The organism is Streptomyces sp. NPDC088354 (assembly GCF_044753585.1).
In the GTDB taxonomy this organism is placed as follows: Bacteria; Actinomycetota; Actinomycetes; order Streptomycetales; family Streptomycetaceae; genus Actinacidiphila.
In genome coordinates this window covers 74,031-96,674 of sequence record NZ_JBIVNJ010000008.1, presented here as the reverse complement: position 1 = coordinate 96,674, position 22,644 = coordinate 74,031, and the positions used below count along the sequence as shown (strand labels likewise).

The following is a 22,644-nucleotide window of genomic DNA, read 5'->3' as shown; positions in this document are numbered from 1 at the left end:
CCGGGGCTCTCAGACCCGAACGTCGTCTTCGGCCGGGCGCGCGCCGGGTACCTCCAGGGTGCATCGTTCCGTGTCCTGCGCGGCCTTGCGAGCCCTCTTTTTCGCCAGCGGCGCGGACGCCAGGGTCAGGGCGACGAAGACGCCGATGGCGAGCAGCACGATCGTCGCCCCGGAGGGCACGTCGACGTAGTACGAGGTGACCGTGCCGGAGAAGGCCACGGTGACGCCGATGCCCACCGCGAGGGCGAAGGTCGTCGCGAAGCTGCGGGTGATCGCTTGCGAGGCCGCCACCGGGATGACCATGAGCGCGCTCACCAGCAGCAGCCCGACGACCCGCATCGCCACGGTGACGGTGACCGCCGCGGTGACCGCGACCAGCAGGTTGAGCAGCCGCACCGGCAGTCCGCTGACGCGGGCGAACTCCTCGTCCTGGGAGACCGCGAACAACTGCCGCCGCAGGCCCAGGGTGACCAGGACGACGAAACCGGCCAGCACGCAGACGGCGGTGATGTCCTGCGGCGAGACGGTGGTGATCGAACCGAACAGATACGTCGTCAGGTTGGCGTTGGAGCCGTTCGGCGCGAGCGAGGTGAACATGACGCCGGCCGCCATGCCGCCGTAGAAGAGCATGGCCAGCGCGATGTCGCCGCGGGTGCGGCCGTACCAGCGGATCAGCTCCATCACGATGGCCCCGACGATGGACACGGCCGTGGCCATCCACACCGGGTTGGTGCTCAGCAGGAAGCCCAGGCCCACGCCGGTCAGCGCGACATGGCCGATGCCGTCGCCCATCAGCGCCTGGCGGCGCTGGACCAGGAAGATGCCGATGGCGGGCGCCGTGATGCCGACCAGGACGGCCGCGATCAGGGCCCGCTGCATGAAGGCGTAGGAGAACAGCTCCATCAGAACAGCCCCGTCCGGATCGGCTCGGCTGCACGGTCGGCGTGCGGGTGGACATGGTCGTGGCCGGGCAGCGCGTGCTGGCCGCGCGCCTGCGGCGGCGGCCCGTCATGGACGACGCAGCCGTCGCGCAGCACGACCGCGCGGTCGATGAGCGGTTCCAGCGGGCCGAGTTCGTGCAGGACGACCAGCACCGTGGTGCCGAGGCCCACTTGTTCGCGCAGGGTGCCCGCGAGGACCTCCTGGCTGGCGAGGTCGACACCGGCCATCGGCTCGTCCATGATCAGCACTTCGGGCTCCACGGACAGCGCGCGGGCGATCAGGACGCGCTGGTGCTGGCCGCCGGACAGGGCGTTCACCGAGTCACCGGCCCGGTCGGCCATGCCGACCAGCTCCAGGGCGCGGTCCACGGCGGCCCGGTCGGCCTTGCGGGAGAACCCCATCCGGGTGCGGGCCAGCCGCCCCGCGGTGACGACCTCGCGCACGGTCGCGGGCACCCCGGAGGCGGCCGTGGTGCGCTGCGGCACGTAGCCGATCCGCGCCCAGTCCCGGAAGCGGCGGTGCGGGGTGCCGAACAGCTCCAGCTCGCCGCCGGTGAGCGGCACCTGGCCGACCACGGCGCGCACCGCGGTGGACTTGCCCGAGCCGTTGGCACCGAGCAGCGCCACGACCTCGCCGCGGCGCACGTCCAGGTCGATGCCGCGCAGTACCGGGCGCGAGCCGAGCGAGGCGGTCGCGCCCCGCAGCGATACGACCGTGTCCATACCAGCCTCCGTCGTCGCGGTCACTTCTTGGCGCCCAGCGCCGTCTGCAGGGCCCTGAGATTGGCGCGCTGGACCCCGAAGTAGTCGGAGCCGCGCGACCGGTCGGTGATCCCCTCGATCGGGTCGAGCACGTCGGTCCGCAGGCCCAGATCGCCCGCCAGGGTCGTCGCGGTCCGGTCGCTGACGAGCGTCTCGAAGAACACCGTGCTCACGTGCGTGTCCTTGGCGAGGCCCTGGAGCGCCCGCATCCGGGCGGCGCTCGGCTCGGCCTCCGGGTCGATGCCGTTGATCGCCTCCTCCACCAGGCCGTAGCGCTCGGCGAGGTAGCCGAAGGCGGCGTGGGTGGTGAGGAAGGTGTCCGAGGTGCGGTTGCGCAGTCCGTCGGCGAACTCGGTGTTCAGCGCGTCCAGCTTCCTCACCAGCGCGTCGGTGTTCTTGGCGTAGAGCGCGGCGTGGTCCGGGTCGGCCGCGGCCAGCGTCCGGCCGACGCCCTCGGCGACGGCCGCGTACTTCACCGGGTCGAGCCAGATGTGGGGGTCGGCGCCGGCGTCCTCGTCGTGGCGCGGGCCGTCCTCGCCGAGGCCGGTGCCGCTCTCGTTGTCACCGGTGGTGTGGTGGTGCCCGTCGACCTCGGTGCCGTGGTCCTCCAGCGCGGTGAGCGAGGCGGCGTCCACGATGTGCCGTACGCCGGACTGCGCGATGGCGTCGTCGACCGCGGGCTGCAGGCCCTTGAGGTACACGATCACGCCCGACTCGCCGAGCTCGCCGACCTGCCGGGGGGTGAGTTCCAGGTCGTGCGGTTCGGTGCCGGGCTTGGTGAGGCCGGTGACGCTGACGTGGCTGCCGCCGATCCGCTCCGCCAGGAACTGCATCGGGTAGAAGGACGCGGTCACCTTCAGGCGCCCGTCCGCGGTACGGGTCCCGCCCGCCGCGGTGGTGCACGCGGAGAGGGCGACGAGCCCGGCGACGGCCGCCGTCGACAGCAGCACACGACCTATGTTCATGACTCCCATTTTCAACAAAAATGGAAACGATTGTCAATTGAGCACAGTGTGATCACGATCGGCCCCCCGCGACGCGGAACCGATTTGATACCGCCCCCATCGACGCCGGTAATCTGAGGTATTCGCCGGACCGAGCTCGCCCCCGGCGGACCCCACCGACCGCTTCGTCGTCTGAAGAGAGCACCGTGGCCGCCGACAAGATCGACACCATCGTCAGCCTGAGCAAGCGCCGTGGCTTCGTTTTCCCCTGCAGCGAGATCTACGGCGGTCAGAAGGCCGCCTGGGACTACGGGCCGCTGGGCGTGGAACTCAAGGAGAACATCAAGCGCCAGTGGTGGCGTGCGATGGTCACCTCGCGGGAGGACGTGGTCGGCATTGACTCCTCGGTGATTCTGGCCCGCGAGGTCTGGGAGGCCTCCGGCCACGTCGCCACGTTCACCGACCCGCTCACCGAGTGCACCTCCTGCCACAAGCGCTACCGCGCGGACCACCTGGAGGAGGCGTACGAGGCCAAGCACGGCCACCTGCCGGCCAACGGCCTCTCCGACATCAACTGCCCGAACTGCGGCAACAAGGGCGCCTTCACCGAGCCCAAGCAGTTCTCCGGACTGCTCTCCACCCACCTGGGCCCGACCCAGGACTCCGGCTCGATCGCCTACCTGCGTCCGGAGACCGCCCAGGGCATCTTCACCAACTTCTCGCAGGTGCAGACGACCTCGCGCCGCAAGCCGCCGTTCGGCATCGCCCAGACCGGCAAGTCCTTCCGCAACGAGATCACGCCGGGCAACTTCATCTTCCGGACCCGTGAGTTCGAGCAGATGGAGATGGAGTTCTTCGTCAAGCCCGGCGAGGACGAGCAGTGGCACGAGTACTGGATGCAGCAGCGCTGGGACTGGTACCGGGGCCTCGGCCTGCGCGAGGAGAACATGCGCTGGTTCGAGCACGCCAAGGAGAAGCTCTCCCACTACTCGAAGCGCACCACCGACATCGAGTACCGCTTCAACTTCGGCGGCACCGAGTTCTCCGAGCTGGAGGGCATCGCCAACCGCACGGACTACGACCTCAAGGCGCACAGCCAGGCCAGCGGCCAGGACCTGTCGTACTTCGACCAGGAGGCCGGCGAGCGCTACTTCCCGTACGTCATCGAGCCCGCGGCCGGTCTCAACCGCGCCATGCTCGCCTTCATGCTCGACGCCTACAACGAGGACGAGGCGCCGAACGCGAAGGGCGTGATGGAGAAGCGCACCGTCATGCGGCTCGACCCGCGCCTGGCCCCGGTCAAGGTCGCGGTGCTCCCGCTGTCGCGCAACCCGCAGCTCTCCCCGAAGGCCAAGGGGCTCGCGGCGGACCTGCGCCGGCACTGGAACATCGAGTTCGACGACGCCGGCGCCATCGGCCGCCGCTACCGCCGCCAGGACGAGATCGGCACGCCGTTCTGCGTCACCGTCGACTTCGACACCCTCGAGGACAACGCGGTGACGGTCCGCGAGCGCGACACCATGAAGCAGGAGCGCGTCTCGCTCGACCAGGTCGAGTCCTTCCTCGGCGGCCGTCTGCTCGGCTGCTAGGTTCCGGCTCGTACGGACGCGCACGAAGGCGCCCGGTCCCCCCCCCGAGGGGGACCGGGCGCCTTCGCGTGCGTGCGCCGGGTTCAGGACGCCAGGCCGCGCACGATCAGGTCGCAGACCGCGGTGAACGCGGCGTCGATGCCGGGTGCGGACCACTCGGCCGCGTAGGCGGGGTCGTGGAAGCGTCCGGAGGCGTCGAAGACGGCCCGCGCCGCCACCTGGGGGTCCCCGGCCGCGAAGTCGCCCGCGCCGGTGCCCTCCCGGATGATCCCGGACAGCTGCTCGACCAGGTCGTCGACATGGCGATCGATGACGGCGCTCTGCTCCGCCGCCAGCACCATGTACGTCGCGAACAGCTCGGGGTCGCCACCCGCCTTGCGCCGCTTCGCCGCGAAGAGCGCCGCGAGCCAGGCCCGCAGCCGCTCCGGCGCGGGCAGCCCGGCGTCCAGGGCTATCGCCGAGAGCTCCGCGTGCGACTGGTCCAGCCAGCGCTGGGTGACCGCCTCGCGCAGTGCCGCCTTCGTGCGGAAGTGCCGGTACACGCTCCCGTGGCTGACACCGAGCGCGCGGGCCACGTCGACCACGGTGGCCTTCGCGGGGCCGTAGCGCCGCAGCACGTCCTCCGTGGTCTGAAGGATGCGTTCGGCGGTCAGCGTCTCGGGTGGCATGGTGGACATTCTCCCAGGGCCGGCGCGCCGGCCCGTCAGTGCTCGCGCTCGCTGTCCAGGTGCTCCATCTGCGACTGCGGGTAGCGGCTGCCCGCCGCCGCACCGGCCGGGACGGCGGCCTCGATGGCGGCGAGGTCGGCGTCGTCGAAACGGACGTCCAGCGCGCCGACGGCCTCCGTCAGCCGCTCGCGGGTACGGGCGCCGATCAGCGGCACGATGTCCTCGCCCTGGGCCAGCACCCAGGCGATGGCGGTCTGCGCGACGGAGACGCCCTTCTGCTCGGCGATCTTCCGCAGCGCGTCGACCAGCGCCAGGTTGTGCTCCAGGTTCTCGCCCTGGAAGCGCGGGCTCATCGACCGGAAGTCGTTCGCGGCGAGCTGCCGGTCACGGGTGAAGTGGCCGCTGATCAGGCCGCGCGAGAGCACGCCGTAGGCCGTGACGCCGATGCCCAGCTCGCGGGCGGTCGGCAGGATGTCCTCCTCGATGCCGCGCGAGATCAGTGAGTACTCGATCTGCAGATCGCTGATGGGAGCCGTGGACGCGGCACGGCGCAGCGTGCCGGCGCCGACCTCGGACAGGCCGATGTGGCGCACGTGGCCGGCCTGGACGAGCTCCGCGATGGCGCCGACGGTCTCCTCGATCGGAACGGCGGGGTCGACCCGGGCGATGCGGTAGACGTCGATGTGGTCGGTGCCCAGGCGCTGCAGCGAGTAGGAGGCGAAGTTCTTCACCGCCGCCGGGCGGCCGTCGTAGCCGTACCACTCACCGCCGGGGCCGCGCAGGGCGCCGAACTTGACGCTGACGAGGGCCTTCTCGCGGTCGGCGCCGGCGGTGCGCAGGGCCTCGCCGATGAGCATCTCGTTGTGGCCCATCCCGTAGAAGTCGCCGGTGTCGATCAGTGTGATGTCCGCGTCGAGGGCGGCGTGGATCGTGGCGATGGACTCGGCGCGGTCGGCTTCGCCGTACAGGGCGGACATGCCCATGGCGCCGAGGCCGAGGGCTGAGACGGTCGGTCCGGTGGTGCCGAGCGTGCGGTTCCGCATGGGGAACTCCTTGTTCGGATCAGGAGATCGCGTGATCGAGGGGTGCACTGACGACAATGGCACAGGGACTGACAGATTTCAATATCTGTCAGTCCCTGTGCCCCGTCATGACCGCCGGACCCGGTGCCTCACCCCACGTGGCGTGGCAGCCGCAGGCTGAACAGCGCCGTCCCCAGGACGGCCACGAGCTGCACGACCAGCACGATGACCAGGGCGTCCCGCATCCCGTGCGCGGGTGCGAGGGAGAGGAAGAGGGTGCCGAGGGTGGCGACGCCCAGGGCGAGCGCGGACTGCTGCGCGGTCACCATGACGCCGCTGCCCACTCCGGCCCGGGAGGCCGGTACGTCCGCCAGTACCAGCCGGAACAGCACCGGCAGTTGCAGCCCCTGTCCGAAGCCCGCCAGCGCCAGCCCCGGCAGCAGCGCCCAGCCGTTCATCCCCCCGGCGTGCCACTCGCGGGCCACCGAGGCCGCCAGCACGGCGACACCGACCGCCTGCAGCGCGCCGCCCGCGGTGACCACACGCCCCCCGTAGCGGATGACCAGGCGCGGCCCGGCCAGCGAGGCGATGAAGAAGGCCACCGCCATCGGCACCAGCGCGGCGCCCGCCTCCACCGGGCCGTACGCGAGGCCCTGCTGCAGCGCGACCGCGATGACGAACATGAAGCCGCCGAAACCGATGGAGAACGGCAGCACCAGCGGCAGCGCCCTGCGCATGCCGGCCGAGTGGAACAGGCTCGGCGGCACCAGCGGGACCCGTCCCGCGCGGTCCGCCCGGCGCTCGACCAGGTAGAAGGCGGTCGCGGCGAAGGGGAAGAGCAGCAGCGACACCCAGGTCCACGCCGGCCACCCGGCGGCCCGGCCCTCGGTCAGCGGCGCGAGCAGCGTGATCAGGGACACCGCCAGCAGGAGCGTGCCGGGACGGTCCACGGGCGCCGGGTGCTCGGAGCGGGTCTCCGGGACGCTGCGCGCGGCGAGGAACAGCCCGATCGCGGCGACCGGCACGTTCACCAGGAACACCGCGCGCCAGCCGGTGCCCGCGATGTCCGCGGCGACCAGGACGCCGCCGAGGATCTGGCCAGCGACCATCGACAGGCCGGCGGTGGCTCCGTACAGGCTCAGCGCCTTGGCCCGGCGGTGGCCGGAGGTGGCGGAGTGGATGGTGGCCAGCACCTGCGGCAGCATCAGCGCCGCCGACGCGCCCTGTGCGACGCGCGCGGCCACGAGTGTCCAGGCGTCCGGCGCCAGGCCGCAGGCGAGCGAGGTGAGGCCGAAGGCCGCCATGCCGGCCAGGAAGAGCCGCCGGCGGCCGAAGGAGTCGCCGAGCCGGCCGCCGAGCACCAGCAGCACGGCGTACGCCAGGCCGTAGCCGGCGACGACCAGCTCCAGCAGGGCCGCCCCGGCGTGCAGGTCGGACTCGATGGCGGGCAGGGCGACGTTGACGATGAAGAAGTCGATCAGCGGCAGCGCGGCGCCCAGCAGCACGGTGAACAGGCCCAGCGGGCTGAGCGCGGGGGACGCGGGTGCGGTGGCGGAGGGGACCTCGGGGGCGGTGGTGGAGGGGGCGGGGGCGGGGGAGACGGTGGTGCCGTCGCCGAGACGGATCACCCGGGGCTTTACCTGGGCCCGGGAGGGCAGGCCGGTGGAGACGGGGAGGTCGTTTCGATCGGTCACGTATGCCACGATGGGCCCCATTCAAAGGTGGTACCAGAGAGCGTTTATCCAGGTATCAGGACCACCTGGCAACGGGCTGGGTACATGGGGCACCCTGGAGCCATGACGACGACCGCAGCAGCCCGGCAGGAGCTCGCCTCCTTCCTCCGCAGCCGCCGCGAGCGGATCGCCCCCGAGCAGGTCGGCCTGACGCCCGGGCGCCGCCGGCGCACGCCGGGGCTGCGCCGCGAGGAGGTCGCGCAGCTCGCCGCGGTCGGGGTCACCTGGTACACGTGGCTGGAACAGGCCCGGGAGATCCAGATCTCGGCCCAGGTGGCGGACGCCATCGCCCGTGCGCTGATGCTGGACCCGAACGAGCGCACCCACCTGTTCCGGCTCGCCGGCGTCACCGACCCCAATCCGCGCGCCCGCTGCCCCGGCATGTCGGACCAGATCCGCGAGATGCTGGGCAAGCTGGAGCCGCTGCCGGCCGCGGTCCTCAACAGCCGCACCGACGTCATCGCCCACAACCGCACCTACGGGCGGCTGGTGGCCGACCTCGACGCGCTGCCCTTCGAGGACCGCAACATCATGTGGCTGGCCTTCACCGACGCCGCCTGGCGGGCGGGGATGCCGGACTGGAAGGAGGCCAGCCGGCAGATGGTCGCCAAGTACCGTGCCGCCATGGCCGAGCACCTCGCCGAGCCCGCCTGGAAGTCGCTGGTGAAACGGCTGGAGCAGGCGTCACCGGAGTTCCGCGAGCTCTGGGAGCGCCATGAGGTCCAGGAGCCGGAGAACCGCGCCAAGCGCTTCCTCAACCCCCACGTCGGCCTGCTGACCTTCGACTTCACCCACCTGTGGCTCGGCCCCCGGCAGGGCCCGCGGCTGGTGACCTACACCCCGGCGGACGACGTCACCCGCGAGCGGGTGCAGCGGCTGTACGAACTGGTCACGGTCCCCGCCGTGACCGCGGCCGGACTGCCCGAACCCGTCCCCGCCTGACTCAGCCGAGCCGCGCCCTGGTCTCCATCAGGGCGAAGCCCAGCAGGTTCGGCCCGCGCCACTGCGCGGGGTCGGCCGCGCGCTCGTCGTCGGCGGCCAGGCCGATGCCCCATATGCGGTCGACCGGGCTGGCCTCGACGAGCACCCGCCGGCCCGTCCCCAGCAGATAGCCCCGCAGCGCGGGGTCCTGCCCGAACTTGGCGACATTGCCCTCCACCACCAGCTCCGAGCGCCGCCGCTCCCACACCCGGCCGTCGAAACCGCGCACTTGGCGGCCCAGTCGCTTCGCCGCGTGCGGATGCGGTGCGGCGAGGATGCTCGCCAGGGTCTCCTCGTCACCGAAGAGCCGGGCCTTGCCGGCCATCATCCAGTGCTCCGCGGTGGGGTACACGACGCCGTCGACGGAGAACTCCGAGGGCCACCACTGGCTCAGGCAGCCCGCGCCCACGCTGCCGTCCGCCTGCGGCCGGTGCCCCCAGAAGAACAGGTACTTCGCCTGCTTCCCCCGCGCCGTGAGCGCCACGAGGGTGTCGTGGTCGCGAACGTCGGCCGGCTCGGTGATCTGCGTCTGCGTCATGCCGTGACGGTAACGCGGGGGTCCGACAGCGGTCACCGGGATTACTCGTCGAGCAGCCGGCCCAGCACGCGGTCCAGCACGGCGAGTTCGTCCGGGGACAGGGCCGCCAGCGCCGGTGGGGGCGTGCCGAGGATGCGCTCGGCCTCGGCGGCGGCCGCGGCGCCCGCCGCGGTGACCGCCACGACCTTGCGGCGGCGGTCGTCGGGGTGCGGGGTGCGGTCCACCAGGCCGCGCCCGGCCAGGTCGTCCACGACGATCGTGATGTACGGGCGGTCGGTCATGAGGTCGGCGGCGAGTTCGCCCGGGGTGACGGGCGCGGCCGCGATCCGGCGCAGCGCCTTGATGCGGAAGAAGCTCATGCCGAGGGCGTCGGCCACCTCCCGGCGGCGCTCGTTGCGCTCCAGGACCAGGGTGCGCATGTTGCGCCACACCCGGGCCGGTGTCACGTCGTTCATCCGGCCCCCACCATTTCCCGGGGCTCGTCGGCCTGGAGGCGCTGTGCGGCCCGTGCCGCCGTGCCGGCCGCCCAGGGCCCGCTCGTCAGCCAGCCCAGGACCAGCACGACCACTCCGCAGCCCGTGATGATCCACCAGGCCGTGATGTTCAGCCCGGCCGCCAGCGCCGCGCCGACGACGGCGACGCCCAGCGACTGGCCGACCTGGCGGCTGGTGGAGGCCACGGCCGCGGCGACCCCGGCCTGGGAGCGCGGCATGCCGGAGACGGCGGTGTTGGTGATGGGCGCGTTGACGAAGCCGAAGCCGATGCCGAACAGCACGTACCCGGTGAAGAGCAGGACGTCCGAGGACTGGCCGTGCAGCGCGGCGAACACCACCCCGCTCGCCGTCGTCGCCGTGCCCGCGAGCAGCAGGGGCAGCCGCGGCCCGCGGCTGCCGACCATGCGGCCGGACAGCGGGGCGAAGACGAGCGCCATGGCGGCCATCGGCAGCAGGTGCAGTCCGGCGTCCAGGGCGGACAGCTTGCGCACGTCCTGGAGGTACAGGGTGTTGAGGAAGAGGAATCCGGCGAGCGCGGCGAAGGCGCTCACCGCTATCACCGTCGCCCCGCTGAAGGGCGCGCTGCGGAAGAAGCGCGGGTCGATCAGCGGCTCCTTGCGCCGTCGTTCGTAGCCGATCAGTACCGCCGCCGAGCACACCGCGACCACGAGGCAGCCGATGATCAGGGACGAGCCCCAGCCCGCCCCCGGCGCCTCGATGATCGCGTACGTCAGCGAACCGAGCAGCGCGATGATCAGCAACTGGCCGACGGGGTCGATCCGGCGGGGCCGGGGGGCCCGGGACTCGGGGACGAAGAGGGCGGTCAGCACCAGGGCGAGGAAGCCGATGGGCAGGTTGATCCAGAAGACCGAGCGCCAGCCGACGGTCTCCACCAGGGCGCCGCCGATGATCGGGCCGGCCGCCATGCTGATCCCGACGACGCCGCCCCACACGCCGATGGCCCGGGCCCGCTCGCGCGGGTCGGTGAAGACATTGGTGATGATCGACATCGCGACGGGGTTGAGCATCGAGCCGCCGATCGCCTGCAGCATGCGGAAGACCACCAGCCACTCCAGGCTGGGCGCGATGCTGCACAGGCCGGAGGCCACCGTGAAGATCACCAGGCCGAGGCGGAAGATCCGGCGCCGTCCGATGCGGTCCGCGGTCGAGCCGGAGAGCATCAGCAACGAGGCCAGCACCAGGGTGTAGGCGTCGATGGTCCACTGCAGTCCCGAGATCGAGGCGTGCAGATCGGCGCGCATGGACGGCAGCGCCACGTTGAGGATCGTGTTGTCGAGGCTGACGATGAGCAGACTCATGCAGCAAATGGCCAGCACCAGCAGACGCCTGCGGTGGCTGAGCTCCGGCATCGGTACCCCGTCCGCTCCGCCGGGGCTCCCGCCCCGGACTTTGGTTGTACTTGTGTAACCATTTCAATCTACACCCACTCCGTGCGCCCGGCCGTCCGCGGATGGGCGAGAATGGGGCGCATGACTGCAGACGCCATCACCGCCCCACCGCTCACGATCGGCCCGCACACCGTGTGGCCGCCTGTGGTGCTGGCGCCGATGGCGGGGATCACCAACGCCCCCTTCCGCACGCTGTGCCGGGAGTTCTCCGGCGGCAAGGGGCTCTTCGTCTCCGAGATGATCACCACCCGGGCGCTCGTCGAGCGCAACGAGAAGACCATGCAGCTCATCCACTTCGACAAGAGCGAGACCCCCCGCTCGATCCAGCTGTACGGGGTGGACCCGGTGATCGTCGGCAAGGCGGTCCGGATGATCGTCGACGAGGACCTGGCCGACCACATCGACCTGAACTTCGGCTGCCCGGTGCCGAAGGTGACCCGCAAGGGCGGCGGCGCGGCGCTGCCGTACAAGCGCAACCTGTTCCGCTCGATCCTGCATGAGGCCGTCGCCAACGCGGGCGACCTGCCGGTGACCATCAAGATGCGCACGGGCATCGACGAGGATCACGTCACCTACCTGGACGCGGGCCGTATCGCCGTCGAGGAGGGGATCGCCGCCGTCGCGCTGCACGGCAGGTCGCTCTCCCAGCATTACGGCGGCTCGGCCGACTGGGAGGCGGTCGCCCGTCTGAAGGAGCACGTCCCGGAGATCCCCGTGCTCGGCAACGGCGACATCTGGAGCGCCGAGGACGCGATCCGGCTGATGGGCCGGACCGGGTGTGACGGCGTGGTCGTGGGCCGCGCCTGCCTGGGCCGGCCGTGGCTGTTCGGCGACTTCGTCGCCGCGTTCGACGGTGACGGCACCCTGGCCACCCCGGCGCTGCGCGAGGTCGCGGGGGTGATGCGGCGCCACGCCGAGCTGCTCGGGGAGTGGCTGGGCGACGAGGAGCGCGGCGTGATCGACTTCCGCAAGCACGTGGCCTGGTACACCAAGGGCTTCTCGGTCGGCTCCGAGATGCGCCGCAAGCTTGCCATGGCGTCCTCCCTGGCGGAGCTCGACGCCCACCTCGACGACCTCGACCTCGACCAGGAATGGCCGGATGGCGCCGAGGGCCCGCGCGGCCGTACGGCGGCGGGCAAGCGCGTGGCGCTCCCGGACGGCTGGCTGGAGGACCCGTACGACTGCTCGGTGGTCGTGGACGCGGACGCGGAATCGGACACTTCCGGCGGCTGACGGCATTCCGCGCGGCGTGGAGGAGCCCTCGGGGCCTGACGCCGTGCCGGCGCGGCGAGTGATTCTCGCCACGCCTGATAGGGGCATTGCTCAGATGAGCGCGCCGAGTGTCATGTCACCTCTCTTAGGGGTGGCACTGGGTGCCATCGTTGTCGGCGCCATCCGATCAAGCCATCCCTCGCATGGAGTAACAGATACCGCCCGTCGTGATCACGTGGCGGCATCATGTGTTCGAGGATTGAATGCATCCGATGCCCGCCCGAACCGGTCCCGGCGCTTTCGATCTATCGGCCGATGGGTGGTTACAGCCGTGTGACCTGGTGATGGACGTACTGCAGCGCCTTCGAGATGGGTACGCTCCCCGCCGTCAGGGCATCCCGGCCGCGAGGAGCGAGTCCCGTGTCGGAAGAACAAGAAATCCAGAAGTTCGTCTACGACTTCACTGAGGGCAACAAGGACCTCAAGGACCTTCTCGGCGGCAAGGGCGCCAACCTCGCCGAGATGACCAACCTCGGCCTGCCCGTCCCTCCGGGTTTCACGATCACCACCGAGGCCTGCAAGGTCTACCTGGACTCCGGCGTGGAGCCCGCGTCCCTGCGCGACGAGGTGAGTGCGCACCTCGACGCGCTGGAACAACGCATGGGCAAGAAGCTCGGCCAGCCGGACAACCCTCTTCTGGTCTCCGTGCGCTCCGGGGCGAAGTTCAGCATGCCGGGCATGATGGACACCGTCCTCAACATCGGCCTGTCCGACGACTCCGTGGCCGGGCTCGCGGCGCAGGCCGGCGACGAACGCTTCGCCTGGGACTCCTACCGCCGCCTGATCCAGATGTTCGGCAAGACCGTGCTGGGCGTGGACGGCGACCGCTTCGAGGAGGCCCTGGAGGACGCCAAGCGCGCCAAGGGCACCCACAACGACCTCGACCTGGACGCCGGCGACCTGCAGGGCCTGGTCGAGCAGTTCAAGGCCGTCGTGTCCAAGGAGACCGGCCGGGACTTCCCGCAGGACCCGCGCGAGCAGATGGACATGGCCGTCCGGGCGGTCTTCGACTCCTGGAACGGCGAGCGCGCCATCCTCTACCGCCGCCAGGAGCGCATCCCCGGCGACCTCGGCACGGCCGTCAACATCTGCTCGATGGTCTTCGGCAACCTCGGCCCCGACTCCGGCACCGGCGTCGCCTTCACCCGCGACCCCGCCACCGGCCACCAGGGCGTGTACGGCGACTACCTGTGCAACGCGCAGGGCGAGGACGTCGTCGCGGGCATCCGCAACACCGTCGCGCTCGCCGAGCTCGAACAGCTCGACAAGGCCTCCTACGACCAGCTGATGCAGATCATGGAGACCCTCGAGACGCACTACAAGGACCTGTGCGACATCGAGTTCACCATCGAGCGCGGCAAGCTGTGGATGCTGCAGACCCGCGTCGGCAAGCGCACCGCGGCCGCCGCCTTCCGTATCGCCACCCAGTTGGTGGACCAGGGGCTCATCGACGAGGCGGAGGCCCTGCAGCGGGTCAACGGCGCCCAGCTGGCGCAGCTGATGTTCCCGCGCTTCGACGAGAAGGCGAAGTCCGAGCGGATCGGCTGGGGCATCGCCGCCTCGCCGGGCGCGGCGGTCGGCAAGGCCGTCTTCGACTCGTACACCGCGGTCAAGTGGTCGCGCTCCGGCGAGAAGGTCATCCTCATCCGCCGCGAGACCAACCCCGACGACCTCAACGGCATGATCGCCGCCGAGGGCATCCTCACCTCGCGCGGCGGCAAGACCTCGCACGCCGCCGTCGTCGCCCGCGGCATGGGCAAGACCTGCGTCTGCGGCGCCGAGGAGCTGGAGGTCGACACCAAGCGGCGGCGGATGACGGCGCCGGGCGGGATCGTCGTGGAGGAGGGCGACGTCGTCTCCATCGACGGCTCCTCCGGCAAGGTCTACCTCGGCACCGTCCCGGTCGTGCCGTCCCCGGTCGTGGAGTACTTCGAGGGCCGGATGCACGCGGGCGCCGACGACGCCGACGAGCTCGTGCAGGCGGTGCACCGGATCATGGCCTACGCCGACCGGGTCCGTCGGCTGCGGGTGCGCGCCAACGCCGACAACGCCGAGGACGCCTCGCGCGCCCGCCGCTTCGGCGCCCAGGGCATCGGCCTGTGCCGTACCGAGCACATGTTCCTCGGCGAGCGCCGCGAGCTCGTCGAGCGGCTGATCCTCGCCGACACCGACACCGAGCGCGACGAGGCGCTGGAGGCCCTGCTGCCGCTCCAGAGGTCCGACTTCGTCGAGCTCTTCGAGGCGATGGACGGCCTGCCGGTCACCGTGCGCCTGCTCGACCCGCCGCTGCACGAGTTCCTGCCCGACATCACCGAGCTGTCGGTACGCGTCGCGCTCGCCGAGTCCCGCAAGGACGCCAACGAGAACGACCTGCGGCTGCTCCAGGCCGTCCACAAGCTGCACGAGCAGAACCCGATGCTGGGCCTGCGCGGGGTACGCCTGGGCCTGGTCATCCCGGGCCTGTTCGCGATGCAGGTGCGGGCGATCGCCGAGGCCGCCGCGGAGCGCAAGAACGCCAAGGGCGACCCCCGGCCCGAGATCATGATCCCGCTGGTGGGCACCGTCCAGGAGCTGGAGATCGTCCGCGACGAGGCCGAGTCGGTCATCGCGGGGGTCGAGGCCGCCACCGGCACCGAACTGGGACTCACGCTCGGCACGATGATCGAGCTGCCCCGGGCCGCCCTGACCGCCGCGCAGATCGCCGAGGCCGCGGAGTTCTTCTCCTTCGGCACCAACGACCTGACCCAGACCGTGTGGGGCTTCTCCCGCGACGACGTGGAGGCGAGCTTCTTCACGGCGTACCTGGAGAAGGGCATCTTCGGCGTCTCCCCGTTCGAGACGATCGACCGCGACGGCGTCGGCTCACTGGTGCGGTCCGCCGCCGAGGCCGGCCGGGCCACCCGCCCCGGCCTCAAGCTGGGCGTCTGCGGCGAACACGGCGGAGATCCCGAGTCCGTCCACTTCTTCCACGAGGTGGGCCTGGACTACGTCTCCTGCTCCCCGTTCCGCATCCCCGTCGCCCGCCTGGAGGCGGGCCGGGCCGCGGCGCAGAACAGGGGCAACGGCGGCCGGTGACCACCCCGGCGCCCCATGGACCATCTCCCTCCCTCACCGGGGGCGGCACCTTTGTGCGAAGGTGCCGCCCCCGCTCTCTCTCCGGGAGGCACCCGTGCCCGCCCTCACCCGGCGGGTGGGACCACCATCGGGTAGGTGACGCCCGTCAGCTGCTCGGAGGCCGCCCACAGCATCTCGCCCGCGCGGTCGTCGAGGGTCCACTTGGCGCGCCAGGACGGGGCGGGTGAGCCGCGCCAGCCCTGGAGGCGCGGCCCCGTGAACGAGTCGGGCCGGACACCGGGCGCCGTGGCGGCGTACAACAGGGGCAGCGCGCCCGCCTCCGCGGACTGGCCGACGACGCGGTTGGCGATGCCGATCAGCCGCTCGGCGACCCGGCGGTTCTCCATGCGGGCGCCCCGGGTCTGCAGTTCGGTGCGGGCGTACCCCGGGTGCGCCGCCGCGGCCACGGTGTCGGCGCCTACGGCGGCCAGGCGCCGTGCGAGTTCGTGGACGAAGAGCAGGTTCGCGCTCTTGGAACGGGCGTAGGCGATCCAACGCCGGTATCCGCGATCGCTGTTGAGGTCGCCGAGGTCCACGTCGGCGATCGCGTGCAGCCAGCTGGAGACGGTGACCACGCGCGCGCCGGGGGTGTCCAGCAGATGCCGCATCAGCAGGCCGGTGAGGGCGAAGTGGCCGAGGTGGTTCACGCCCATCTGCGACTCGAAGCCGTCGGGGGTGGTGCGGTGCGGCAGCGCCATCACGCCCGCGTTGTTGACCAGCAGGTCCAGCCGGTCGGCGTCGTACTCCTTGGCGAAGGCGCGCACCGTGGACAGGTCGCCGAGGTCCAGGTGGCGGTAGCCGGCGCGGGCGGCCGGGACGTCGCGCAGGATACGCCGGACCGCGTCCTTGCCGCGTTCCTCGCTGCGGCAGGCGAGCAGCACGCGGGCGCCGGCACGGGCCAGTTCGCGTGCGGTGCAGAAGCCGATGCCGCTGTTCGCGCCGGTGACGACAGCGGTGCGGCCGCTCAGGTCGGGTATGTCGTTCGCGGTCCAGGCCATGGCAGCCAGCGTAGGGCCGCCGCGCGCCGCCGGAAGCGGGCGCGGCGGCCCCGCCGGCGTCAGGAGTGGGGAGGCCGGTTCTCGCCCGAGCCGCCCGTGCCGAACTCGTCGCCCAGCTTGTCCTGGCCGGTGTCGACCTGGCGCTGGTACTTGCCGCCGGTCCTCTCGTCGAGTGTGTCGCCACCCTTGTCGATGCCCTTCTGGGCCTGACTCTCGTGGCCCTTCAGCTTGGCCTTGATCTTGTCCAACATGGACATCGCTGTCCTCCTTGCCGTGAGGTGGGACTCCTCCCAGCATCACCGCCCCCCTGAAGATCCGCATCCCGAGCCGCGCCCAATGCCGCAGGTGGGGAGCGGTTCAGCGGGTCCGGACCACCCGGCCGCCGAGGTCCGCGGCGCCGCCGGGGCGCACGCGGGTGAGGATCCGCGAGCCCGTTGCCCCGACGGGTTCCCGGCGACCGCGGGAGCCCGTCGCCGAGCGCCGGGGCGTCCGCCCCGGTCGCCTCGTCCGCCACGATGCCGTCCTCGCGGAGCGGCGACGCCCGTGCCTCACGCGGCCCCGGACGTCGTCGTCCCACGCCCACGCGTACGGCCGGCCGTCACCCGGCGGCGGGGAAGGCGGGCGCGTCGACCTCCGCCGGTGAGCGGTACGCCTGCGTCCGCCGCCCCGGCGCCCACTCCGCGCGCCCCCGCACCCGGGTGAACGGGCCCTCCGCCGCGGCCCTCCCCCCGCCCGCGGGCGGCCGCAGTACCTCGGCGCCGTCGTCCACGAACACCGTCTCGCTGTAGCCGAGTTCCGCGGCCAGTGCCTGCCGCGCCGCCGCTTCCGGCGGCGCCGTACCGTCCCGTACGACGCCGGTGCTCACCGCAGCGCCTGCGCGATGCCGTGCTCCCGGGGCCCGAGGAAGTGCGGGTCCGGGGTGAGGGCGGCGTCGACGGCGGCCTTGGCGGCGCCGGCGATCTCGCGGGCCCCGCCGTAGTACCAGGTGACGTCGTGGGGCTCGTCGACGCCGATCCCGTAGGCGTCGATGCCCGCGGCGTGGCACAGCGCGAGCGCGCGGCGGATGTGGAAGTCCTGGCTGACCAGGAGCGCGTGGGCGACGCCGAAGATGCGCCTGGCGCGGGCGCAGGAGTCCCAGGTGTCGAAGCCGGCGTAGTCCAGCACGACCTTCGCGCGGGGGACGCCGTGCGCGCCGAGGTAGTCCCGCATTGCGGTCGGCTCGTCGTAGTCGGTGCGGCTGTTGTCGCCGGTGACGAGGACCGCCCGCACCTTCCCGGCGGCGTACAGCGCCGAGGCGGCGTCCAGCCGGTGGGCCAGGTACGGCGACGGCTCGCCGTTCCACAGCCCGGCGCCGAAGACGACCGCGACCGGTTCGGCGGGCGCGTCGGCCAGGGTGCGGACCCGCGGGTCCGCGGTCAGCCGGAGCCAAGTGGCGGGCAGCAGCGCCAGCACGCACAGCGCCACCGCGGCGCGCAGCAACCGCCGCCTGCCCCGCCTGGACCTGGGCAGGCGCGCCGCCACGGCCCGTACTCCCGCGACAGCCGTCCGTGTCATCCCGCGCAACCGCTTCACGCCCGAGTCGACGCCGCCCACGTCCCTGCGGTTCCATGATGATCGTGCGAGACGACCACTCCCGCCTCCCGTTCTTCGTGTACGGGACCCTGCGGCCCGGCGAGATCAACCACTCCTGGCTGCTGCGCGGCCGCATCGCCACCGAGACCCCGGCGGTCCTGCACGGCGCCCTGCTCTTCGACGGGCCGGGCTACCCGTACGCGGTGCCCGACGTGCGCGGCCACGTCCAGGGCGACGTCGTGCAGCCCCTCGACGACCTCTACGAGGACGTCCTCACCGACCTCGACCGCCTGGAGGAGTACACCCCCGGCGCGGCCGGCAACCTCTACGAGCGCGTGGTCCGCGACGTCCGCACCTACGCCGGCCAGACCCTCCCCGCCTGGGTGTACCTCGCCGCCCCCGCTCACGAACGGGACCTGCGCGCCTCCGGCCGGCCCATCCACGGCGGTGACTGGAAGCACCGCTGACCCCCGCGCCGCGCGGGACGGCAGCGGGCGACACCGGCCGGCGCGGGCCACCTGCCCGCGATCGTGCGCCGTCCGGGCGGCGGTGCCGACATCGTGCGAGCGCGGTCGGGGATCGTCCTCGGCGTCGAGGCCGACGCCGGGCACCCGGCCACCGAGATCCCGTTCCCGCCGGGGGCAGTGCTCCTGCTGTAGACCCGAGCGCCCCGGCACGGACATCGGGACCGCCGTCCACGAACTCGCCGGCCGTCTCGCCGCCGCTCCCGCGGACGACACCGCCCTCCTGCTGGTCGGCCCCGAGGAGGGCGCCCGCGCCGGCCACCAGGGACACCACCGGCGCTGCCGCCGAGGCCGGTGAGTTCCCGCCGGGGCGCGGCGGAGCCCGTGTCCGCGACCGGTGGACGGAGTGGCGGGGACCAGACGTCATTTCCGTGCAACGGCACGGCAACCCCGCGTGGGCACACTCGCTCCATGACGGCACTGGAACCCCCGCTCCACGGCGCTGAAGGACCGGACCGTTTCGACAGCACGGGACAGCTCCTGGCGCTGATCACCGCGCAGCTCAGCAGCCAGTTGTCGCGAGTGACGCTGAACGGGTCCGGGCGGCCCCCCGTCCTGGTGCTCGTCGCGCACGGCAGCCGCGACCCCGGGGCGTCCCGGACGGCGCACGCGCTGACGGACGCGGTCAGGGCGCTGCGGCCCGGTCTGACGGTGCGCCTCGGCCATCTGGACCTCGACGAGCCGCTGCTCGACGACACCCTCGCCGCGCTGCGCCGGGACGCCGTGCTGGTCCCGCTCATGCTGGCGCACGGCCACCACGTCACCGCCGGCATCCCGCGAGTGCTGGCCCGCGCCGCGCACCCGGGCGGCCGGATCGCCGCGGCGCTCGGACCGCACGCGCTGCTGGCGGAGGCGCTGCACGACCGGCTGACCGAGGCCGGCTGGCGCGTCCCGCGGCCCCGGGACGCGCACCGTGCGGGGGTCGTGCTGGCCGCCGCCGGGTCGCGCGACCCGCGGTCGGCGCGGGACACGGCGCGCACCGCGGCGCTGCTCCAGGCACGGCTGGGCGGCGGCGTCCCGGTGGTCCCGGCGTACACGAGGGCCGGGCCCGGTGTCGCCGACGCCGTGCGCGCACTGGCCGCCGCGGGCCGCCACGACATCGCCGTCGCCTCCTGCTTCGCCGCGCCCGGCCGGCACGCCGCCGCCGCCGCGGCCGCCGCGCCCGGCATCGCCGCCGCGCCGCTGGGCGCCCACCCGTCGGTGGCGGCGCTGGTGCTGCACCGCTACGACCGGGCGCTCTCGGCCGCCGGCGGCCCCGCCAGCACCGCGACCCGGCTGGCCACCGCGTAGCCACCGGTGCGGCGCCGCGGCCGGATACTGTCGCCGTATGCACCCGAACCACCAGGCAGCGGACGAGTACGCCCCCTACAGCGAGGCCGACACCGAACGCTACGTGTCCGAGCCCGACAAGCGGCCCGGCCGCACCTCGTTCCAGCGGGACCGCGCGCGCATGCTGCACTCGGCCGGGCTGCGCAAGCTCGCCGGAAAGACCCAGGTGGTGGACCCGGTCGACGACGAGCGGGCGATCAGCAGCAGCCCGCGCACCCGGCTCACCCACAGCCTGGAGTGCGCCCAGGTCGGCCGGGAGCTCGGCGCCGCGCTCGGCTGCGACCCGGACCTGGTGGAGACCGCGTGCCTGGCGCACGACATCGGCCACCCGCCCTTCGGGCACAACGGCGAGATGGTCCTCGCCGAGGTCGCCGAGGACTGCGGGGGCTTCGAGGGGAACGCGCAGAGCCTGCGCATCATCACCCGTCTGGAGCCCAAGCGCTTCGCGCACGACGACGACGGCACCCTGGTCAGCGTCGGCCTCAACCTCACCCGTGCGGCTCTGGACGCCGCCACCAAGTACCCCTGGCCCCGCGGCGGCCATCCCACGCAGCCCGGCAGTCCCAAGTTCGGGGTGTACGAGGACGACCTGCCGGTCTTCGCGTGGCTGCGCCGCACCGCCCCGGCGGACCGTCCCCACGGGCAGTGCTTCGAGGCCCAGGTGATGGACTGGGCGGACGACGTGGCGTACTCCGTCCACGACGTCGAGGACGGTCTGCACGCCGGGCACCTGGACCCGGCCGTGCTGCTCGCCGAGGCCGAGCGCCGCGAGATCTTCGCCGTGGCCGCCGCGCGCTACGCGCCGGGCGCGGCCGAGGACGAACTCGCCGAGGCCCTGGACCGGTTGCTGGACATGGAGTGGTGGCCGCACGGCTTCGACGGCTCCGCCATCGCGCAGGCCCGGCTGAAGGACGCCACCTCGCAGCTCATCGGCCGGTTCTGCCTGGCCGCCGAGCGCGCCACCCGGGACGCGTACGGCACCGGCCGGCTCACCCGCTACCGCGCCCAGTTGGTCGTCCCGCGCGACCAGCGGCTGGAGTGCGCGGTCCTCAAGGCGGTCGCCGACCGCTACGTGATGCAGCGCGAGGCGCAGGAGCGGCGGCGCGCCCAGCAGCGGGTGGTGATCGGCGAGCTGGCGGAGGCACTGCTCGCGCGGGCGCCCGAGGGGCTGGACCCGCAGTTCCGCGGGATGTTCGACGCGGCCAAGGACGACCGCGCCCGCAAACGGGCCGTCGTCGACCAGATCGCCTCGCTCACCGACTCCGCGGCGACCGCCCTGTACGCCCGGCTCACCGCCACGCGGTGAGCCCCCGGCGGGCCCCCGGCCGCCCCCCGGAGGGCGTCCGGGAGAGGTCCGCCTCGGCGCGGCACTCTTCCCGTGGGCCGTGCCGTGCGGGACGCTCACATCACTGGCAATTGCCAGAGGGAGGGCACCCGGGCACCCGAGGGACTTTCAGGGAGGCGCACAGTGGTGGACGCAGACCACACATTCGTCATCGTCGGGGCAGGGCTCGCGGGGGCGAAAGCGGCCGAGACGCTTCGCTCCGAGGGGTTCACCGGCCGCGTGATACTGATCGGGGACGAGCGCGACCACCCGTACGAGCGACCGCCGCTGTCCAAGGGGTTCCTCCTGGGCAACGAGGAGCGCGACTCGGTCTTCGTCCACCCCGCGGCCTGGTACGCCGAGCACGACGTGGAGCTCCACCTCGGTCAGCCGGTCACGGGCCTGGACCGGGCCGCCAAGCGCATCACGCTGGGCGACGGCACCTCCATCCCGTACGACAGGCTGCTGCTGGCCACCGGGGCCGAGCCGCGCCGGCTGGACATCCCCGGCACCGATCTCGCGGGAGTGCACCACCTGCGCCGGCTCGCGCACGCCGAGCGGCTGAAGAACGTGCTGACCACCCTCGGCCGCGAGAACGGCCACCTGGTCATCGCCGGGGCGGGCTGGATCGGGCTCGAGGTCGCGGCGGCCGCCCGCGGCTACGGAGTCGAGGTCACCGTGGTGGAGGCACAGCCGTGCCCGTTGCACTCGGTGCTCGGCCCCGAGCTGGGCGAGGTCTTCGCGGACCTGCACCGCGAGCACGGCGTGCGGTTCCACTTCGGTGCCCGGCTCACCGAGATCACCGGGCAGGACGGCATGGTGCTGTCCGTCCTCACCGACGACGGCGAGGAGCACCCCGCCCACGACGTGCTCGCCGCCATCGGTGCCGCGCCGCGCACCGCGCTGGCCGAGGCGGCCGGGCTCGCCCTCGCCGACCGCGAGGCCGGCGGCGGCATCGCGGTCGACGCGTCGCTGCGCACCTCCGACCCCGACATCTTCGCCGCGGGCGACGTCGCCAACGCCGAACACCCGCTGCTGGGCGGCCGGTTGCGGGTCGAGCACTGGGCCAACGCGCTGAACAGCGGACCGGTGGCGGCGCGCGCGATGCTGGGCAAGGAGGTCAGCTACGACCGCGTCCCGTACTTCTTCACCGACCAGTACGACCTGGGCATGGAGTTCTCCGGGCACGCCGCCCCGGGCACGTACGACCAGGTGCTGGCCCGCGGTGACGTCGGCAAGCGGCAGTTCATCGCCTTCTGGCTGAGCGAGGGCCGGGTGCTGGCCGGGATGAACGTCAACGTGTGGGACGTCACCGACAGCATCCAGAAACTCATCCGCTCCGGCCGCCGGGTCGACGCCGAGGCGCTCGCCGACCCCACGGTGCCGCTGAACTCCCTGCTGGAATGAGTGCCCGCGCCGTCGCCTAGCAT

21 protein-coding genes and 1 pseudogene are annotated in these 22,644 nt (G+C 72.6%); 9 read left to right on the top strand and 13 right to left on the bottom strand.

Annotation, left to right across the window (positions count from 1 at the left end):
- Positions 1 to 9: 9 nt before the first annotated feature.
- The 3 genes from ACIP98_RS14965 to ACIP98_RS14955 are packed head-to-tail and all read right to left on the bottom strand — an operon-like array spanning position 10 to position 2,668.
- Positions 10 to 903, bottom strand: coding sequence for a metal ABC transporter permease (locus tag ACIP98_RS14965; RefSeq protein ID WP_319664576.1), 894 nt, complete (start codon positions 901 to 903; stop codon positions 10 to 12).
- Positions 903 to 1,664, bottom strand: coding sequence for a metal ABC transporter ATP-binding protein (locus tag ACIP98_RS14960; protein ID WP_401976085.1), 762 nt, complete (start codon positions 1,662 to 1,664; stop codon positions 903 to 905). The genes ACIP98_RS14965 and ACIP98_RS14960 overlap by 1 nt, the downstream gene beginning before the upstream one ends.
- A gap of 20 nt (positions 1,665 to 1,684) precedes the next feature.
- Complete coding sequence (locus ACIP98_RS14955; RefSeq protein WP_401976082.1) at positions 1,685 to 2,668, bottom strand: metal ABC transporter substrate-binding protein; 984 nt, start codon at positions 2,666 to 2,668, stop codon at positions 1,685 to 1,687.
- 185 nt (positions 2,669 to 2,853) lie between these two features.
- Here ACIP98_RS14955 and ACIP98_RS14950 point away from each other — a divergent pair, with 185 nt between their 5' ends.
- Positions 2,854 to 4,236 carry a glycine--tRNA ligase gene (locus ACIP98_RS14950; RefSeq protein ID WP_319664573.1) on the top strand — a complete coding sequence of 461 codons (1,383 nt, stop codon included), beginning with the start codon at positions 2,854 to 2,856 and terminating at the stop codon, positions 4,234 to 4,236.
- An 83-nt stretch (positions 4,237 to 4,319) separates the two neighbouring features.
- Here the strand turns inward: ACIP98_RS14950 and ACIP98_RS14945 are convergent, their stop codons facing one another.
- From ACIP98_RS14945 to ACIP98_RS14935, 3 genes are all read right to left on the bottom strand, one after another.
- Complete coding sequence (locus tag ACIP98_RS14945; RefSeq protein WP_401976079.1) at positions 4,320 to 4,904, bottom strand: TetR family transcriptional regulator; 585 nt, start codon at positions 4,902 to 4,904, stop codon at positions 4,320 to 4,322.
- 35 nt (positions 4,905 to 4,939) lie between these two features.
- Positions 4,940 to 5,947, bottom strand: a complete 1,008-nt coding sequence (locus tag ACIP98_RS14940; RefSeq protein WP_319664571.1) for an aldo/keto reductase — start codon at positions 5,945 to 5,947, stop codon at positions 4,940 to 4,942.
- Positions 5,948 to 6,075: 128 nt separating this feature from the next.
- Positions 6,076 to 7,446 (bottom strand): MFS transporter, encoded by a 1,371-nt coding sequence (locus ACIP98_RS14935; protein ID WP_401976292.1) that lies wholly within the window; start codon positions 7,444 to 7,446, stop codon positions 6,076 to 6,078.
- A gap of 276 nt (positions 7,447 to 7,722) precedes the next feature.
- Between ACIP98_RS14935 and ACIP98_RS14930 the strand changes: the two genes are divergently transcribed.
- Positions 7,723 to 8,601 carry a helix-turn-helix transcriptional regulator gene (locus ACIP98_RS14930; RefSeq protein ID WP_401976077.1) on the top strand — a complete coding sequence of 293 codons (879 nt, stop codon included), beginning with the start codon at positions 7,723 to 7,725 and terminating at the stop codon, positions 8,599 to 8,601.
- Position 8,602: 1 nt separating this feature from the next.
- Here ACIP98_RS14930 and ACIP98_RS14925 read toward each other — a convergent pair whose 3' ends face one another.
- From ACIP98_RS14925 to ACIP98_RS14915, 3 genes are read right to left on the bottom strand one after another with little or no spacing between them, the layout of a single operon-like run.
- Positions 8,603 to 9,178 carry an NADAR family protein gene (locus ACIP98_RS14925; RefSeq protein WP_401976074.1) on the bottom strand — a complete coding sequence of 192 codons (576 nt, stop codon included), beginning with the start codon at positions 9,176 to 9,178 and terminating at the stop codon, positions 8,603 to 8,605.
- Between the two features lie 41 nt (positions 9,179 to 9,219).
- The gene (locus ACIP98_RS14920; RefSeq protein ID WP_319664565.1) at positions 9,220 to 9,633 is read right to left on the bottom strand and encodes a MarR family transcriptional regulator; all 414 of its coding nucleotides are present in this window, start codon (positions 9,631 to 9,633) and stop codon (positions 9,220 to 9,222) included.
- Positions 9,630 to 11,042 carry an MFS transporter gene (locus ACIP98_RS14915; protein WP_319664564.1) on the bottom strand — a complete coding sequence of 471 codons (1,413 nt, stop codon included), beginning with the start codon at positions 11,040 to 11,042 and terminating at the stop codon, positions 9,630 to 9,632. The genes ACIP98_RS14920 and ACIP98_RS14915 overlap by 4 nt, the downstream gene beginning before the upstream one ends.
- A 120-nt stretch (positions 11,043 to 11,162) precedes the next feature.
- Here ACIP98_RS14915 and dusB point away from each other — a divergent pair, with 120 nt between their 5' ends.
- Entirely contained in the window at positions 11,163 to 12,314 is a 1,152-nt protein-coding gene (gene dusB, locus ACIP98_RS14910; protein WP_401976072.1) for a tRNA dihydrouridine synthase DusB, read from the top strand.
- A gap of 348 nt (positions 12,315 to 12,662) precedes the next feature.
- Positions 12,663 to 15,428, top strand: a complete 2,766-nt coding sequence (ppdK, locus tag ACIP98_RS14905; RefSeq protein WP_401976069.1) for a pyruvate, phosphate dikinase — start codon at positions 12,663 to 12,665, stop codon at positions 15,426 to 15,428.
- Between the two features lie 104 nt (positions 15,429 to 15,532).
- On the opposite strand, the gene ACIP98_RS14900 is transcribed toward ppdK, so the two are convergent.
- From ACIP98_RS14900 to ACIP98_RS14885, 4 genes are all read right to left on the bottom strand, one after another.
- On the bottom strand, positions 15,533 to 16,465 hold the full coding sequence (locus ACIP98_RS14900) for an oxidoreductase (RefSeq protein WP_401976067.1): 933 nt from the start codon (positions 16,463 to 16,465) through the stop codon (positions 15,533 to 15,535).
- Positions 16,466 to 16,524: 59 nt separating this feature from the next.
- Positions 16,525 to 16,722, bottom strand: coding sequence for an antitoxin (locus ACIP98_RS14895; RefSeq protein ID WP_319664559.1), 198 nt, complete (start codon positions 16,720 to 16,722; stop codon positions 16,525 to 16,527).
- Between the two features lie 341 nt (positions 16,723 to 17,063).
- Positions 17,064 to 17,330, bottom strand: a complete 267-nt coding sequence (locus ACIP98_RS14890) for a hypothetical protein (protein ID WP_401976064.1) — start codon at positions 17,328 to 17,330, stop codon at positions 17,064 to 17,066.
- Positions 17,327 to 18,019, bottom strand: coding sequence for a vancomycin high temperature exclusion protein (locus tag ACIP98_RS14885; RefSeq protein ID WP_401976061.1), 693 nt, complete (start codon positions 18,017 to 18,019; stop codon positions 17,327 to 17,329). The genes ACIP98_RS14890 and ACIP98_RS14885 overlap by 4 nt, the downstream gene beginning before the upstream one ends.
- A gap of 56 nt (positions 18,020 to 18,075) precedes the next feature.
- Here ACIP98_RS14885 and ACIP98_RS14880 point away from each other — a divergent pair, with 56 nt between their 5' ends.
- The 5 genes and pseudogenes from ACIP98_RS14880 (at position 18,076) to ACIP98_RS14860 (ending at position 22,621) form a co-directional block, all read left to right on the top strand.
- Positions 18,076 to 18,504, top strand: a complete 429-nt coding sequence (locus ACIP98_RS14880) for a gamma-glutamylcyclotransferase family protein (protein ID WP_319664659.1) — start codon at positions 18,076 to 18,078, stop codon at positions 18,502 to 18,504.
- 30 nt (positions 18,505 to 18,534) lie between these two features.
- Positions 18,535 to 18,696 (top strand): annotated as a pseudogene (locus ACIP98_RS14875) (SpoIIE family protein phosphatase); the annotation flags it as partial.
- Positions 18,697 to 18,972: 276 nt separating this feature from the next.
- The gene (locus tag ACIP98_RS14870; RefSeq protein WP_401976059.1) at positions 18,973 to 19,851 is read left to right on the top strand and encodes a sirohydrochlorin chelatase; all 879 of its coding nucleotides are present in this window, start codon (positions 18,973 to 18,975) and stop codon (positions 19,849 to 19,851) included.
- 37 nt (positions 19,852 to 19,888) lie between these two features.
- Positions 19,889 to 21,196 carry a deoxyguanosinetriphosphate triphosphohydrolase gene (locus ACIP98_RS14865; protein WP_401976058.1) on the top strand — a complete coding sequence of 436 codons (1,308 nt, stop codon included), beginning with the start codon at positions 19,889 to 19,891 and terminating at the stop codon, positions 21,194 to 21,196.
- 162 nt (positions 21,197 to 21,358) lie between these two features.
- Positions 21,359 to 22,621: an FAD-dependent oxidoreductase gene (locus ACIP98_RS14860; RefSeq protein WP_319662697.1), complete on the top strand. Its 1,263-nt coding sequence runs from the start codon at positions 21,359 to 21,361 to the stop codon at positions 22,619 to 22,621.
- The last annotated feature ends 23 nt before the right edge of the window (positions 22,622 to 22,644 follow it).